Origin of the sequence: Metabacillus litoralis (assembly GCF_003667825.1) — a bacterium.
Classification (GTDB): Bacteria; Bacillota; Bacilli; order Bacillales; family Bacillaceae; genus Metabacillus; species Metabacillus litoralis_B.
In genome coordinates, this window is sequence record NZ_CP033043.1 from 4,824,414 (window position 1) to 4,839,212 (window position 14,799).

Below are 14,799 nucleotides of genomic sequence, written 5' to 3' on the forward strand. Positions count from 1 at the left end.
GGAACAAAGATAAAGTAATCTTCAAATCTAACCGATATATAAAGTAATATATTACTTTGATAGAGGGAAAAATATGAATGAACTAAGTACCAAAACATTAAAGTTATTATTATTTACCGTAGTAACACTGTTTTTAGGGTTGTTAACAGTAATTTTCTTCCTTTACGAAAAGGAGGAACCCCGAATAAAAAAAGGAAGTAAAAGTGGGGAGTTAAGTACAAAGGTGAATTCCAACTCTTTAAATAGCTCAAAATTTATGAGTAATAGTTCTTCAGAGGTATCAACTGAACTAGTACCGAATGCTGATTCACTTAAACAGGACGCAGAGCTGATTCAAGAAAAGATTGATTCATTGGACGAAATGGAAATAAAAAGGCCAGAAATCAAACAGAAAGAGTTTCACAGTACATTTGGAAGAAGAATAGTCTTTATCTATTTTTCTCATACTAGAGAATCTTTTTTACCTTACTTTAAAAAAGAAACTGCCCCAGAGAGTGCTTACCATTCCAAAGTAAATATATCACTGGTTGGAAACAGATTAGGAGATTCCTTGAGAAGCAATGGTATTTGGAATGATGTTAGTCAAGTAGATATAGTAAATATGTTAAATAACCGCAACTTAACATTTGGTCGTTCTTATCAAATGTCCAGGGAGGTTGTTGTAAATGAATTGCGTGAAAATAGAGATTTAGAAATGGCATTCGATATTCATCGTGATTCATTGCCAAGAGAACATTCAACAATTGACATTGGTGGAGAATCACTTGCCAAAGTTTCGTTTGTAATTGGGAGTGGACATGAAAATTATAAGAAAAATTTAGATTTTACGAATGGTATTCATGAAGTTATTGAGAAGAAATATCCTGGTCTTTCTAGAGGAGTCATCATTAAAGATAAGTCCCAAGGTAATGGTGTCTATAATCAAGATTTACTACCAAATAGTGTTATTGTTGAAATAGGTGGAGTAGAAAATAATCTGGAAGAACTTTATCGTAGTGCCGATATTTTAGGAAACGCTATAAGTCAGTACTATTGGGATAAAGTGCATGAGTAAATGGATCTGTAATATTTTTTAATAATTTTTTAGCCATCCACCCCCTTTCCCTTCATATGGAGGAGAAAGGGGGTTTCCTATAAAGACAAGGTCAGCAAATCAACCAAAATATTGTACTGTTACTTATAATGTATCTACCTTATAAGTGGATTGTAGAAATACATCTGTTTAAAAATGAAATGATACAGGTTGACAATATACCCATATAGGTATATTGTTGATCCTGTAAGTTATTCTTACTGCACAGTGGCTAACCAGATAGTTTTCTTTTATTAATACTGAAATTTATATAAATAATCATTTTTCTAAAAGATATACCTGCTAAAAGATAAACAATAGTTATAAGTAAAGGAGGTATTTAGATGGATTTTAACGATCAAATGAAAAATAGAGTAAAGCGAATTGAGGGACAACTTAGAGGTATTTTACGTATGATGGAAGAAGGAAAAGATTGTAAGGAAGTTATTATGCAGTTGTCTGCAGCAAGAACGGCAATTGATCGAACTATAGGCGTAGTTGTCAGTTCAAACTTAGTAGAATGTGTTCGTCATGCTGAAGAAACTGGAGAACACAGTACAGAGGAATTAGTGAAAGAAGCAGTTAATCTACTAGTTAAAAGTCGGTGAGTAATAGGTTGACACTCTTTTTTATTTATACTAATATATACCCGTAGGGGTAAAGGTAATTAAAATTAGGAGGATTTCACAATGAATATAGATAAAGTGTTAGATGCAAAAGGATTAGCATGTCCAATGCCAATTGTAAAAACAAAGAAGGCAATGAATGAATTAGATTCTGGTCAAGTATTAGAAATTCATGCAACAGACAAAGGTGCAAAAAATGATTTAACTGCTTGGGCAAACTCTGGTGGCCATGAATTTTTAAAGCATGAGGAAGAAGGTCAAATTCTAAAGTTCTGGATTAGAAAAGGATAAAAAATTTTAAAGATAGTTATACCATTGGGGGTAAAGGAGGAGGAACTACTGTGACAGAAATGAAAAAAACAACAATTGTACTATTCAGTGGTGATTATGATAAAGCAATGGCGGCTTACATTATAGCAAATGGTGCAGCTGCTTATGATCATGAAGTAACAATTTTTCACACATTTTGGGGATTAAATGCTCTTCGTAAAGATGAAGCTATTCAAGTGAAGAAAGGTTTTATGGAAAAGATGTTTGGCAAAATGATGCCAAGAGGCGCAGAAAAAATGGGATTATCCAAAATGAACTTTGCTGGTTTTGGTCCTAAAATGATCAAAGATGTCATGAAAAAGCATAATGCACTGCCTCTTTCAAATTTAATTGAGATGGCACAAGAACAAGATGTGAAACTAGTAGCTTGTACGATGACAATGGATTTATTAGGCCTTAAAGAAGAAGAACTATTAGATAAAATTGATTATGCAGGTGTTGCAGCATATCTTGCAGATGCAGAGGATGGAAACGTGAATTTATTCATTTAAAGTTAGTAGGGGGATACTCCCCTAAGTATGTAGGGAGGAAATACATTGGAATACATTAACTATATCGTCATTGCTCTTTTCGTATTTTTTATCCTGAACAGGATCATTCCTGCTAAAGGAGTAAAACATATCTCAACAACGGAACTTAAGAATGAATTAAAAGATAAAAATAAGCAGTTTGTTGATGTTAGAACTCCTGGTGAGTTTAAAGGGAATCGTATTAAAGAATTTAAAAATATTCCAATTCATGAACTGAGTCAGAAAGCTGAGAAGGAATTATCAAAAGACAAAGAAGTTATTGTGATTTGTCAAAGTGGTATGAGAGGTCAAAAGGCTAGTAAAACGTTGAAAAAATTAGGATTCACTAATGTAACAAATGTAAAAGGCGGTTTGAGCGCTTGGAGATAAAAGGAGGCTATTAATATGAAACAATTTACTGCAAAAGAAGTAGAAAACATGCTAACTCAAGGTAGGAGTGTAAACATTGTTGATGTGAGAGAAGTAGAAGAAGTACAAGCAGGGAAAATCCCGTGCGCATTTCATATTCCACTAGGCTTATTAGAATTTCGTATGAATGAGCTTGATAAGTCAAAAGAGTATATATTGGTTTGTCGCTCAGGTGGAAGAAGTGGTCGTGCCTATCAGTTCTTAGAAAACCAAGGTTTTAATGTGATTAATATGACCGGTGGAATGCTTGATTGGGAAGGCGAAACAAACTAATTTTTTTATCGGAAAACATACCCTGGTGGGTACGAGGAGGAAGTTTATATATGAACTCATTAAAAACCGATTTAATGGTAGATGCAAAAGGATTAGCATGTCCAATGCCAATAGTAAGAACAAAGAAAGCAATGAATGAACTCGAAGCAGGACAGGTTTTAGAGGTTCAAGCCACGGATAAAGGATCAAAGGCTGATATCCAAGCATGGGCAAAAAGCTCGGGACATCAATATCTTGGTACACTAGAAGAAGCAGATGTGTTAATGCATTATCTGCGTAAAGCTTCAAATGATGAAACGATCGAAAAAAAACATCCACATGTAACAAGTAATGAAGAACTAGAGCAAAAGCTGGAAGCAAGAAAAAACATTGTTGTGTTAGATGTAAGAGAATCTGCTGAATATGCATTTAGCCATATTCCAAACGCAATCTCTATTCCGTTAGGTGAATTAGATGAGCGTGTAAGTGAATTAGATAAAGAGGATGAAATTTATGTAGTGTGCCGAACTGGTAGCCGAAGTGATCTCGCGTCTCAAAAATTAACTGAAAAAGGTTTCGAAAAGGTTAACAATGTTGTACCAGGTATGAATGAGTGGTCTGGGATAACATCCAATTTAACTAGGTAATGTATCTGGTTAAATAGTTGGATAATTACTTGATTTCGCAAAAAATTGAGCTTTGATTACAAATTTTATATTAATTAGTAAAATGGAGCAGAAGACACTTGACTCCTGCGGGAGGTAGAGGAAAGGGCGAGACCCCGCAGGCAAAGCCGAGGAGGCTCGACTTCCTCCCCGGCGAATCTTGTGTCTGGAGCGCAATGGAACGAACAGGTTCTACGCTTGACTATATTTGATATATTTTTTTGAATTTTAATATACCATAGGGGGTAGTAAGATATGACAGTAAAAGCGATGAATTCAAAAGAAGTAACAAAAAAGATTTTTAACAAAGAAGAATTATTTATTTTCGATGTTCGTAATGAAGGAGATTTTCAAGATTGGAAAATAGAAGGAGAAAACTTTGTTTACCTAAACATCCCATATTTTGAGTTACTAGATGGTGTTGAAGAAATTTTAGATAGCTTTCCTTCTGATAAAGAAGTATTAGTGGTGTGTGCGAAAGAAGGCTCTTCTATTATGGTGGCAGAAATGCTTTCAGAACAAGGTTTAGATGTTTCTTACTTAGCAGGCGGTATGAAGGCTTGGAGTGAACACTTAGAGCCAGTGAAAATTGGCGATCTAAGAGATGGTGGGGAGATTTATCAATTTGTTCGCATTGGAAAAGGTTGCTTATCTTATATGATTATTTCAAATGGAGAAGCAGCAATAATTGATTCAACTAGAATGACTTCTACTTATCTAAGCTTTGCACACAAGATTGGCGCATCTATTACTCATGTATTTGAGACACACCTTCATGCTGATCATATTTCAGGTGGTAGAGTGATTGCTGAGAACACTGGTGCAACATATTGGTTACCACCAAAGGATGCAACTGAGGTAACATTCGATTATAGTCCACTAGAAGGTGGTAATACAGTCCAAATTGGAAACACAGCTATTGATATTCATGCAATATATTCACCAGGCCATACAATTGGCTCAACATCATTTGTTGTTGACTCATCATACCTATTATCAGGAGATATTCTCTTTATCGATTCGATTGGAAGACCAGATTTAGCGGGAATGGCTGAAGATTGGGTAGCTGATTTAAGAGAAAGTTTATATTCACGTTATCGTGAACTTTCAGAGGACCTAATTGTATTACCAGCTCACTTTATGATTATTGATGAGTTGAATGATGATGGAAGTGTAGCAAAAAGATTAGGAACTTTGTTTGCAGAAAATTATGGTTTAAACATTAAAGATGAAAATGAATTTAGAGAACTTGTTACAGAAAACTTACCACCACAACCAAATGCATATCAAGAAATTCGTGAAACAAATATGGGGAAAATCACTCCAGATGAAGAAACGCAACGAGAAATGGAAATCGGACCTAATCGCTGTGCGGTTAGATAATTTAAACGGTATGAATATATAGAGGGAACCTATTGTAAGGTTCCCTTTTCTAAATGGGAGGAAACAAACATGGATATGGCTTTTATTATAACGGTCTTTATTATTGGATTTGTAGGCTCATATATTTCAGGTATGCTAGGAATTGGTGGTTCTATTATTAAATATCCAATGCTATTATATATTCCACCTTTATTCGGTTTAGCTGCATTTAGTGCTCATGAAGTTTCAGGTATTAGTGCTGTTCAAGTATTTTTTGCAACAATTGGTGGTGTGTGGGCATACCGTAAAGGTGGGTATTTAAACAAAGCACTCATTATCTATATGGGAGTAAGTATTCTAGTAGGTAGTTTTATAGGTGGTTATGGATCAAAATTAATGTCAGATGATGGCATTAATCTTATATACGGTATATTAGCTTTAATCGCAGCCGTGATGATGTTTATACCTAAAAAGGGAATTGACGAAATTCCATTGGATCAAGTGAAATTTAACAAGTGGCTTGCAGCTATCCTAGCTTTAATCGTTGGTGTTGGAGCGGGAATTGTGGGGGCTGCAGGAGCATTTTTATTAGTGCCAATTATGCTAGTAGTCCTAAAAATTCCAACTCGAATGACGATTGCTTCCTCTCTTGCCATTACTTTTATTTCTTCGATTGGAGCAACTGTAGGAAAAATGACAACTGGGCAAGTAGAGTATGGTTCAGCCGCTATTATGGTTGTTGCAAGTTTAATTGCATCACCTTTAGGGGCAATGGTAGGGAAAAAGGTAAATACAAAAGTTCTACAAGTGATTTTAGCATTATTAATCTTTGCAACTGCTATTAAAATTTGGATGGATATTATTTAAAAGTTAATTAGCTTATGTAGGTATACGGTTCAAGGTATATTGGACCGTATTTAAAAGTACAACAAAGTTTTATATTGAATATATAAGCGAATTATTATATATTAATATGCGGATGAGGTTTAGGGGGGGAATGTGTGTTGGAAACTACAATAGAACTTGAGAAAACAGCATCAATTCTGAAACTACTTGGTGATAAAACACGATTAACAATGGTGAAAATGTTAGATTCAAATGATTGCTGTGTTTGTGAGTTTGTTGCTATTTTTAATACTAGTCAGCCGGCTATTAGTCAACATCTACGAAAATTAAAAGATGCTAACATTGTGAAAGAGTCGAGAAGAGGTCAGTGGATTATTTATTCTTTGAATAAAGATAGTGACTATTATCCAGTCATTCAAAGCCTACTTCAACACCTTCCAAATCAAGATTATCGTATTAAAGAATTAGAAGATCAAGGACTACGGATCACATGTGAATGAATGGAGGGTAACGAATGACATCAGTATTTCTCGCATCCATTATCTTTTTAATTACACTTACTCTAGTTATATGGCAGCCGAAAGGACTATCTATTGGGTGGTCTGCATGTGGTGGTGCTATTTTAGCTTTGCTAGTGGGTGTTGTGGATTTTAAAGATGTGTTGGATGTAACGTCTATTGTCTGGAATGCAACATTAGCGTTTATTGCAATCATCATTATTTCGCTAATATTAGATGAAATTGGTTTCTTTGAGTGGTCAGCTTTACATATGGCAAGAGCAGCTCGTGGAAACGGGATAAAGATGTTTATTTATGTAAGTATATTAGGTGCGATTGTTGCAGCATTTTTTGCAAATGATGGTGCTGCCTTAATTTTGACACCAATTGTTCTTGCAATGGTTAGAAATTTAAACTTTAGTGAAAAAATGGTCTTTCCATTTATCATCGCAAGTGGCTTTATTGCAGATACAACATCGCTTCCATTAGTCGTTAGTAACTTAGTAAACATTGTTTCTGCTGACTTTTTTGGAATTGGGTTTGTTGAGTTTGCATCGCGAATGATTATTCCTAACTTTTTTTCATTAGGTGCAAGTATTTTAGTTCTATTTCTTTTTTTCCGGAAAAGTATTCCGAGACACTATGACTTATCACAATTAAAAAAACCTGCAGATGCCATTCGAGATGAAAAAATGTTCAAGTTATCTTGGATTGTGTTGGGTATATTACTTGTTGGATATTTCGCAAGTGAATTTATTGGAATTCCTGTATCTATTATTGCAGGTATAATAGCAATTTTCTTTTTACTTATGGCCAAAAGAAGTTCTGCGGTTAACACAAAAACTGTAATAAAAGGTGCCCCTTGGGCAATTGTGTTTTTCTCAATCGGCATGTATGTAGTGGTTTATAGTTTGCGAAATGTTGGATTAACCGATGTTCTAGCAAATTTAATTCAAGCAACAGCTGACCAGGGCTTATTTGCTGCAACAATAGGAATGGGCTTTATTGCTGCGGTATTATCCTCTATTATGAACAACATGCCTACGGTTATGATTGATGCCTTAGCCATCTCAGATACAAATACATCAGGTGTCATAAGGGAAGCACTTATCTATGCTAATGTCATTGGTTCTGACTTAGGCCCTAAGATTACACCGATTGGATCACTTGCTACTTTGTTATGGTTGCATGTTTTATCTTTAAAGGGTGTAAAAATCTCTTGGGGAACGTATTTTAAAACAGGAATACTCTTAACCATTCCAACATTGTTTATTACACTTGTTGGTTTATATATCTGGTTACTTATCATCCATTAATATAGTTAAAAAGGAGCAACTATTATGTCTAAAAAAACAATCTACTTCTTATGTACTGGAAATTCTTGCAGAAGCCAAATGGCAGAAGGCTGGGCAAAAAAACACTTAGGTGATGAATGGGAAGTAAAAAGTGCAGGTTTAGAAGCACATGGTTTAAATCCAAATGCTGTGAAAGCAATGAGTGAGGTTGGCATTGATATTTCAAATCAAACATCTGATGTGATCGATCCTGAAATTTTAAACAATGCTGATTTAGTTGTTACATTATGTGGTCATGCAGCAGATAATTGTCCTGTAACTCCCTCGCACATTAAACGTGTACATTGGGGATTTGATGACCCAGCAAAGGCCGAGGGAACAGAGGAGGAGAAATGGGCATTCTTCCAGCGTGTTCGTGATGAAATAGATGAAAGAATTGAGAGATTTTCAAAAACTGGAGAATAATAACAAAGAAAAAGCCGTGAGATATTCTCGGCTTTTTCTTATAGCTTATTAACCACAACAAGTTTGAATAGTGTCTACTTCAGTATCTTCTTTCGTTAAGAAAAACTCCCATTCGTGTCCATCAGGATCAGTAATCCAAAATTTATCTTGCCTTGCATAACAGCATGTTGTATCGCTCTCACTCCGCGAGAAAAACCCCTCCTTTTCTAGCCTTTCTTTATGCTTATTTAACTCATCTTTACTGAATATTTGAAACCCAAAATGATTTATATGGTTACCCTCAACATGTTCTACTGGTCGTAACGTAAAGTTTAACCCAGGATCTTCCAATAAAAACTTCACATAATCTTGTTTTACCTTTACAGGTTTTGTACCAAATAGCTTCGAATAAAAGCTAAGGGAAGCATCTAATTTTGTTACATTTAAACCAATATGAATGTTCATTTAAATCCTCCTAAGGCTGTATTTTATAAAAAGGTTAGCAACAAGCTGATGGACAACAAGTAGGCATTTCAAATGATTTAGTCTTTAAAAGGTCATTATTTGTTTTTCTTTTACGCCTCTTGGGGATATTATCCTTATTTAGGTTCATTTCGTTTTGTTTGAATTTTGAAAGCATATAAATTTCATAATCATTAAACATATTACTCCTCCTTAAACAAAATAATTTGATCTATTTATCAAAAAAAATTGATTTATATGACAAAAATTTTTATCAGCATGTGGGTCTGAATAGACAACATAGCTCTGCTGATAAAAGGTGGTTCACTTCATCGAGATTGAGCTTGTAAAAATTAAATGTACCTCTTGTATCTTTTAAGATGAGGTTAGCATCTAAAAGTATTTTTAAATGATACGACAGCTTTGATTGTGTCATATCTACCATTGGTGCGAGATCATTAACGTTAATTTCACCTTTTTGTGTAAGAAGGTTCATGATTTGTAGTCTCTTTTTATCAGCAATTGCTTTAAATTTTCCCTCGTACATTTCAAAGGTTTTTTCTAAAGAAACATCTTGTATGTTGATTTCTTCTTTCATGGAAACACCTTTTCTTCATCAATTTTTTTTGATATTTCAACTATATATCCAAAATTTACATTTGTCAATCATATTAATCAAAAAAAATTGATATTTATATTCTACCCATTTTAGTGGTTTTTGTAATGGTTCATTGTCAGGACGAATAAGTTGATAAAGTGAAAAAGATGTTATGGGATCAATTTGCATTAGGAGTTGTTTCGCTAGATACATAGAGAATATAAAATGATTTCCTCAAGTTACCTACAATTTTTTTATCTGCCTGTCTCTGTTTATTATGAACATGTTAAAATTAGCATGGAACGTAGACTAAATGGAGGCAAATAATATGAAAAGATATAACAAATTAATCATGATGTTTTTAATAGGAAGCCTTATAACAGGATGTTCAGACACTGACCAAGAAGAGAATCATGAAGATCATGAACAACATAGCACAATTTCTGATATTCGCGAGGAAACAGCAAGTATAGATGTTTTACCAGCATTTTTAGCTGATAAACCAGAGGATATGCAAACGATCTACAAAGCTTCAGCAGCACATCGAGAATTATTGGAAAACATTCCTTGTTACTGTGGATGTGGCGAAACAGCAAATCATAAAAATAACTATGATTGTTTTGTGTTTGAAAATAGGGAAGATGGCACTATCGTTTGGGACGATCATGGAACAAAGTGTGGTGTGTGTCTAGAAATAGCGGCTCAATCCATTGTTGATTATCAAAATGGAAAAACAGTGAAAGAGATACGATCAAAAATTGATAACATGTATAAAGAAGGATACGCTAAGCCGACTCCAACACCTGAAGTATGATTGAATTTTTGGCTACAAAGGAATGTTTCTCTTCCTTTCTCTCATATACTCTAAGAAGGTGAGGAGGGAGTAATATGAGAATACCTGCGGCTGATCTGGGCTTGATGGCCCAACATTTAGCTACACACGAGGGTGTTATCCATCAATTCAAACAGGATTATATGATTGTACAAAATCCATCACTAAAAAAGGTGCTCCATACATCTATTACTGTTATGAGAAGTCATGTTCGTGCCATGCTTGCTCTTATTGACCCTAATCAACCGGGGCCGATGCATCTTCCAGATCTTCATGAGCAGCAGATGAGTTTTGGGCCGGTAACATTAACGGAAGAGGAAAAGAAAATTGCTCTAAAGGCTAGATCAACTTCTAAATCTATGGCTAATAATAATTTTAGTTCTGCCCTTATGATGAAAAAAGCAAATGCAAGACAAACACATATAGAGATGGCTCTTCAGCAATCAAAGCTACAAGGGATGTACGATTCAATTATTCAACAAGCAGGTGGAGAGTTTACTCCGAAAGCGACAAGCAAGGAGCAGCTTCTAACTGTGCAGAACTATTTACATGTATTGAATGAGTAAACGTTACGTAAAAGAGCTAACAAGGCTTTGATCTTGTTAGCTCTTTTATGTTATTTAAGCTTCTAAAATATATTTATTAATAGCATGGGCAACACCATTTTCATTGTTCGTAAGTGTGACAACATCAGCCATTTCTTTAACAGCAGGGTCACCGTTCCCCATGGCAATTGATAAGCCAGCTGTTTCAAGCATAGGAACATCGTTGAAGTTATCTCCGATTGCCACTGTATTTTCAATTGAGATGTTAAAATATTCAGCCATTACTCGGATTCCGTTACCTTTATGTCCGTTTGTATCCATAATCTCAATGTTAAACGGACCAGACGTTGTAATTGAAATTCCTTCAAACTTTTCTAATGAGGAAATGAGCTCTTCTTTCCCAGAGATGGTTGGGATAAAGAATTTTTGAACAGTAAGATCCTCAATTGCTAGCACTGCATCAAGCTCTTCAAATATTTTAATGCTATCCGTTTCCTTTGGTTGCTCCGTCATAAGCTTATATTCTTTAGGAGTTAAATGGTTTAAAACTTCCTGATTTTTATCAAGGAATGAGAGCATTCTTTCAGACCAAGTAGAAGCAACAAAGATTCCTTTATTACTATAAATTTTAAATGGATATTCCTTTTGATTAAGGACTTCTGTTACATTTTTGACAATATCTTTGTTTATTGATATTTGACTTAATAGTTTTCCATCAGCAATAACCATTGTGCCGTTACTTCCAGCAACAGGACATTGTAGTGGAGTTTTATCAATTACTGTTTTAATATCTTCCGGTGCACGACCTGAACAAATCATGACAACATGACCTGCTTGTTGAGCAGCTTGAATGGCTTGAATGTTTTCTGCTGAAATATCAATATTAGATGACAATAATGTTCCATCAAGATCAATTGCAATTAATTTTTTCATATTGTTTCTCCTTTGCTATATCTTCAATTATGTATGTAGGATCTAGTAATATTAACTCAATTATTTATTATGACATATTTTCATTGAAATCATGAGAAAAACGTTTGAAAAGATAATAAAATTTAAAATATCTAATGAATTCTTTTTCTTTTATTGAAAAAAAGATATACTTGCACATAGAAGAAAGTACATGTTGGAGGGATTCGTATGGTTCGATTCGGTATTATCGGAACAAATTGGATTACAGAAAGTTTTATCCAAGCTGCAAGCAAAGTAGAAGGATTTTCTTTAACAGCTGTATACTCAAGAACAGCTGAGAAAGCAAAGGATTTTGCAGACAAACACCATGCTGAGCATATTTTTACAGATTTAGAGGAATTCGCAGGCAGTGACACATTTGATGCGGTGTACATTGCTAGTCCAAACTCACTTCATGCTTCTCAAGCCATTCTTTGTATGGAAAAAGGTAAGCATGTTTTATGTGAAAAGCCTATGGCTTCTAATAGGAATGAAGTGAATGCTATGATTAAGGCTGCTAATGAGAATAACGTTGTCTTAATGGAGGCATTAAAAACAACTTTATTACCAAATTTCCTAGCTATAAAAGAAAACTTACATAAGATTGGAAAAGTAAGACGTTATTTTGCAAGCTACTGCCAATATTCTTCACGCTATGACAAATATAAAGAAGGTACTGTTTTAAATGCCTTTAAGCCGGAGTTCTCCAACGGTTCTCTAATGGATATAGGAATATATTGCGTGTACCCTGCAATCACATTATTTGGAGAACCAAATGAAATCAAATCTTCAGGTTATATGCTTGAGTCAGGTGTTGATGGAGAAGGAAGTATCCTGCTCACATATGATGAAATGGATGCGGTCATTATGTATTCAAAAATTACAAATTCATATGTTCCTTCCGAAATCCAAGGAGAAAATGGAAGTATTATTATCGATAAAATTCATACCCCTGAGAGTGTAAAGATTCATTATAAGGATGGAACTATTGAGGATCTGACACAACCTCAGGATACTGAAAGCATGTATTATGAAGCGAAAGAATTTATTGAACTTGTTACTCAAAGTAAGCATCAATCTGAAATGAATTCTCATCAAAATTCTTTAATAACAGCTACAGTAATTGAAGCTGCTCGTAAGCAACTTGGCTTAGTTTATCCAGCTGATAAATAATAAAAATGGGTCGGTTCCCACTAGAGGGAACTGACCCATTTTTCATTCTTCCTTAATAAGGATCGGCTTCGTGGCTTTTCTTTACAGCGTCTTTTGTTGCTTCATTTGCAGCTAATGAACCTAGTCCACCTTGACCATATTTTGACTTTCCTGCTTCACGGCCTGGAACCTCACCCCTGCTCATTTCCTTCATTTCTTTCACTTTCATTTCAATACCTTCCTTTACACGACGGCCATAATCTTCATCAGCTTGTGTAAAGTGTTCAATCATCGCATCTTGAATTTTCTTATTACATGCTGCAAGTGCTTCCGAAAGGTTTTTAATTAATTCATCGCGCTCCCAATCTTCAAAGCTACGGTATGTGTCACCAGCTTGACCGTAGTTGTTAGGTCGATCAATTGGTGCGCTCATTGCCGCTGCATTATAAGTTGGTTGGTGAGGCGCACGTCCTTCTTTACTTGCTTCCTTAAATCCTCCTAGCATGGATGGCTCATAGTTAATATGAGGATTATCTCCAGACTCTTTTGGATCACGCACATCCATTTGTCCGCGTTGCTGATTTGTGCGAACAGGCGCTTTAGGTGCATTCACAGGTAATTTCAGATAGTTTGCTCCAACACGATAGCGCTGTGTATCGGAGTAGGAGAACGTACGACCTTGTAGCATTTTATCATCTGAAAAGTCCATGCCATCAACAAGAACCCCTGTACCGAAGGCAGCTTGTTCAATCTCAGCATGAAAGTCCACTGGATTACGATCTAGCACCATACGTCCAACAGGTAGCCATGGGAATTTATCCTCTGGCCAAAGCTTTGTATCATCAAGAGGATCGAAATCGAGTTCAGGATGGTAATCATCCTCCATGATTTGAACAAAAAGCTCCCATTCTGGATAATCCCCGCGCTCGATCGCTTCATATAAATCTTGTGTTGCATGCCCAACGTTTTTCGCTTGAATAGAGTCAGCTTCTTCTTGGGTTAAATTACGGATGCCTTGCTTTGGCTCCCAGTGATATTTGACCAAAACAGCCTTACCCTCAGCATTAACCCATTTATATGTATTAACACCAGATCCCTGCATATGACGGTATGTAGCTGGAATGCCCCATGGTGAGAATAGGAAAGTGATCATATGTGTTGCCTCTGGTGTACGGGAAACGAAATCAAACATACGCTCTGGATTCGGTACATTTGAAGCAGGATCTGCTTTAAAAGCATGAATCATATCAGGGAACTTCATTGCATCACGAATAAAGAAAATTTTAAGGTTGTTCCCAACAAGATCCCAGTTTCCTTCTTCAGTATACATTTTAACCGCAAAGCCGCGTGGATCACGTGCTGTTTCAGGCGAATCCTTAGCTCCTGCTACTGTAGAGAAACGAACCATTAATGGTGTTTTCTTTCCAGCACCAGAAAATACTTTTGCGCGCGTATACTTTTCTACAGGCTCATCGCCAACTTTTCCATATGTTTCAAAATATCCAAATGCACCCGATCCTCGTGCATGTACAACACGCTCTGGTACCTCTTCACGATCAAAATGTGAAATTTTTTCAATGAAATGATAATTCTCAAGAGTGGCAGGACCACGGTCACCGATCGTACGGATATTTTGATTATCCATAACAGGATGCCCTTGGCGGGTTGTTAATGTATCATCTTGCTCATTTCCAGATTTACTATGATCTAATGAGTCATCATTAGAAGCACCAAATTCTTCATTATATGAATTATCCTTTTTCAATGGTCAGCCTCCTATATAGTAAATAAATCAACATAATCATTTATTTGCTAAAGGAACCAAAAATATACAAGAGATACATAAAATTTGTATGATCTAAATCAATAGAGTAATCGTACTCTTATTAAGATCATAAAAGCACAATATCTATTAAGCTAATCTGATAATAT

General features: G+C 35.3%; 19 protein-coding genes. 15 read left to right on the top strand and 4 right to left on the bottom strand.

Going from position 1 to position 14,799, the window contains the following annotated elements:
• The first annotated feature begins 73 nt into the window (after positions 1-73).
• The 12 genes from D9842_RS23620 (at position 74) to arsC (ending at position 8,348) form a co-directional block, all read left to right on the top strand.
• The gene (locus tag D9842_RS23620; RefSeq protein WP_121664562.1) at positions 74-1,054 is read left to right on the top strand and encodes a stage II sporulation protein P; all 981 of its coding nucleotides are present in this window, start codon (positions 74-76) and stop codon (positions 1,052-1,054) included.
• Positions 1,055-1,416: 362 nt separating this feature from the next.
• Positions 1,417-1,680 (top strand): metal-sensitive transcriptional regulator, encoded by a 264-nt coding sequence (locus D9842_RS23625; protein ID WP_121664563.1) that lies wholly within the window; start codon positions 1,417-1,419, stop codon positions 1,678-1,680.
• 81 nt (positions 1,681-1,761) lie between these two features.
• Positions 1,762-1,989, top strand: coding sequence for a sulfurtransferase TusA family protein (locus tag D9842_RS23630; RefSeq protein WP_121664564.1), 228 nt, complete (start codon positions 1,762-1,764; stop codon positions 1,987-1,989).
• Between the two features lie 50 nt (positions 1,990-2,039).
• Complete coding sequence (locus tag D9842_RS23635) at positions 2,040-2,519, top strand: DsrE/DsrF/DrsH-like family protein (protein WP_121664565.1); 480 nt, start codon at positions 2,040-2,042, stop codon at positions 2,517-2,519.
• 45 nt (positions 2,520-2,564) lie between these two features.
• Complete coding sequence (locus D9842_RS23640; protein WP_121664566.1) at positions 2,565-2,927, top strand: rhodanese-like domain-containing protein; 363 nt, start codon at positions 2,565-2,567, stop codon at positions 2,925-2,927.
• 15 nt (positions 2,928-2,942) lie between these two features.
• Entirely contained in the window at positions 2,943-3,239 is a 297-nt protein-coding gene (locus D9842_RS23645; protein ID WP_121664567.1) for a rhodanese-like domain-containing protein, read from the top strand.
• Positions 3,240-3,289: 50 nt separating this feature from the next.
• Complete coding sequence (locus tag D9842_RS23650) at positions 3,290-3,865, top strand: sulfurtransferase TusA family protein (protein ID WP_121664568.1); 576 nt, start codon at positions 3,290-3,292, stop codon at positions 3,863-3,865.
• Positions 3,866-4,138: 273 nt separating this feature from the next.
• Positions 4,139-5,266, top strand: coding sequence for an MBL fold metallo-hydrolase (locus D9842_RS23655; protein WP_121664569.1), 1,128 nt, complete (start codon positions 4,139-4,141; stop codon positions 5,264-5,266).
• 69 nt (positions 5,267-5,335) lie between these two features.
• Positions 5,336-6,112 carry a sulfite exporter TauE/SafE family protein gene (locus tag D9842_RS23660; RefSeq protein ID WP_121664570.1) on the top strand — a complete coding sequence of 259 codons (777 nt, stop codon included), beginning with the start codon at positions 5,336-5,338 and terminating at the stop codon, positions 6,110-6,112.
• 134 nt (positions 6,113-6,246) lie between these two features.
• Complete coding sequence (locus tag D9842_RS23665) at positions 6,247-6,591, top strand: ArsR/SmtB family transcription factor (RefSeq protein ID WP_121664571.1); 345 nt, start codon at positions 6,247-6,249, stop codon at positions 6,589-6,591.
• 14 nt (positions 6,592-6,605) lie between these two features.
• Positions 6,606-7,904: an arsenic transporter gene (locus D9842_RS23670; RefSeq protein WP_121664572.1), complete on the top strand. Its 1,299-nt coding sequence runs from the start codon at positions 6,606-6,608 to the stop codon at positions 7,902-7,904.
• A 24-nt stretch (positions 7,905-7,928) separates the two neighbouring features.
• Positions 7,929-8,348 (top strand): arsenate reductase (thioredoxin), encoded by a 420-nt coding sequence (arsC, locus tag D9842_RS23675; protein ID WP_121664573.1) that lies wholly within the window; start codon positions 7,929-7,931, stop codon positions 8,346-8,348.
• A gap of 48 nt (positions 8,349-8,396) precedes the next feature.
• On the opposite strand, the gene D9842_RS23680 is transcribed toward arsC, so the two are convergent.
• Both D9842_RS23680 and D9842_RS23685 read right to left on the bottom strand, forming a co-directional pair.
• The gene (locus D9842_RS23680) at positions 8,397-8,792 is read right to left on the bottom strand and encodes an ArsI/CadI family heavy metal resistance metalloenzyme (protein ID WP_121664574.1); all 396 of its coding nucleotides are present in this window, start codon (positions 8,790-8,792) and stop codon (positions 8,397-8,399) included.
• A 271-nt stretch (positions 8,793-9,063) separates the two neighbouring features.
• On the bottom strand, positions 9,064-9,387 hold the full coding sequence (locus tag D9842_RS23685) for an ArsR/SmtB family transcription factor (protein WP_121664575.1): 324 nt from the start codon (positions 9,385-9,387) through the stop codon (positions 9,064-9,066).
• Positions 9,388-9,715: 328 nt separating this feature from the next.
• On the opposite strand from D9842_RS23685, the gene D9842_RS23690 reads away from it, so the two are divergent.
• Both D9842_RS23690 and D9842_RS23695 read left to right on the top strand, forming a co-directional pair.
• Positions 9,716-10,201, top strand: a complete 486-nt coding sequence (locus D9842_RS23690) for a PCYCGC motif-containing (lipo)protein (RefSeq protein WP_121664576.1) — start codon at positions 9,716-9,718, stop codon at positions 10,199-10,201.
• A gap of 74 nt (positions 10,202-10,275) precedes the next feature.
• Positions 10,276-10,785 carry a hypothetical protein gene (locus D9842_RS23695; RefSeq protein ID WP_121664577.1) on the top strand — a complete coding sequence of 170 codons (510 nt, stop codon included), beginning with the start codon at positions 10,276-10,278 and terminating at the stop codon, positions 10,783-10,785.
• 54 nt (positions 10,786-10,839) lie between these two features.
• Here D9842_RS23695 and D9842_RS23700 read toward each other — a convergent pair whose 3' ends face one another.
• Entirely contained in the window at positions 10,840-11,697 is an 858-nt protein-coding gene (locus D9842_RS23700) for a Cof-type HAD-IIB family hydrolase (protein ID WP_121664578.1), read from the bottom strand.
• A gap of 207 nt (positions 11,698-11,904) precedes the next feature.
• On the opposite strand from D9842_RS23700, the gene D9842_RS23705 reads away from it, so the two are divergent.
• Positions 11,905-12,888 carry a Gfo/Idh/MocA family protein gene (locus tag D9842_RS23705; RefSeq protein ID WP_121664579.1) on the top strand — a complete coding sequence of 328 codons (984 nt, stop codon included), beginning with the start codon at positions 11,905-11,907 and terminating at the stop codon, positions 12,886-12,888.
• Positions 12,889-12,940: 52 nt separating this feature from the next.
• Here the strand turns inward: D9842_RS23705 and D9842_RS23710 are convergent, their stop codons facing one another.
• Complete coding sequence (locus tag D9842_RS23710) at positions 12,941-14,632, bottom strand: catalase (RefSeq protein WP_121664580.1); 1,692 nt, start codon at positions 14,630-14,632, stop codon at positions 12,941-12,943.
• Positions 14,633-14,799 lie beyond the last annotated feature (167 nt).

Bases quoted from the DNA above. Each gene is read 5' to 3' on its own strand.
- arsC (WP_121664573.1), top strand. From the start codon at position 7,929: ATGTCTAAAAAAACAATCTACTTCTTATGTACTGGAAATTCTTGCAGA.
- D9842_RS23670 (WP_121664572.1), top strand. From the start codon at position 6,606: ATGACATCAGTATTTCTCGCATCCATTATCTTTTTAATTACACTTACT.
- D9842_RS23680 (WP_121664574.1), bottom strand. From the start codon at position 8,792: ATGAACATTCATATTGGTTTAAATGTAACAAAATTAGATGCTTCCCTT.
- D9842_RS23685 (WP_121664575.1), bottom strand. From the start codon at position 9,387: ATGAAAGAAGAAATCAACATACAAGATGTTTCTTTAGAAAAAACCTTT.
- D9842_RS23660 (WP_121664570.1), top strand. From the start codon at position 5,336: ATGGATATGGCTTTTATTATAACGGTCTTTATTATTGGATTTGTAGGC.
- D9842_RS23700 (WP_121664578.1), bottom strand. From the start codon at position 11,697: ATGAAAAAATTAATTGCAATTGATCTTGATGGAACATTATTGTCATCT.
- D9842_RS23650 (WP_121664568.1), top strand. From the start codon at position 3,290: ATGAACTCATTAAAAACCGATTTAATGGTAGATGCAAAAGGATTAGCA.
- D9842_RS23705 (WP_121664579.1), top strand. From the start codon at position 11,905: ATGGTTCGATTCGGTATTATCGGAACAAATTGGATTACAGAAAGTTTT.
- D9842_RS23625 (WP_121664563.1), top strand. From the start codon at position 1,417: ATGGATTTTAACGATCAAATGAAAAATAGAGTAAAGCGAATTGAGGGA.
- D9842_RS23690 (WP_121664576.1), top strand. From the start codon at position 9,716: ATGAAAAGATATAACAAATTAATCATGATGTTTTTAATAGGAAGCCTT.
- D9842_RS23695 (WP_121664577.1), top strand. From the start codon at position 10,276: ATGAGAATACCTGCGGCTGATCTGGGCTTGATGGCCCAACATTTAGCT.
- D9842_RS23630 (WP_121664564.1), top strand. From the start codon at position 1,762: ATGAATATAGATAAAGTGTTAGATGCAAAAGGATTAGCATGTCCAATG.
- D9842_RS23620 (WP_121664562.1), top strand. From the start codon at position 74: ATGAATGAACTAAGTACCAAAACATTAAAGTTATTATTATTTACCGTA.
- D9842_RS23655 (WP_121664569.1), top strand. From the start codon at position 4,139: ATGACAGTAAAAGCGATGAATTCAAAAGAAGTAACAAAAAAGATTTTT.
- D9842_RS23645 (WP_121664567.1), top strand. From the start codon at position 2,943: ATGAAACAATTTACTGCAAAAGAAGTAGAAAACATGCTAACTCAAGGT.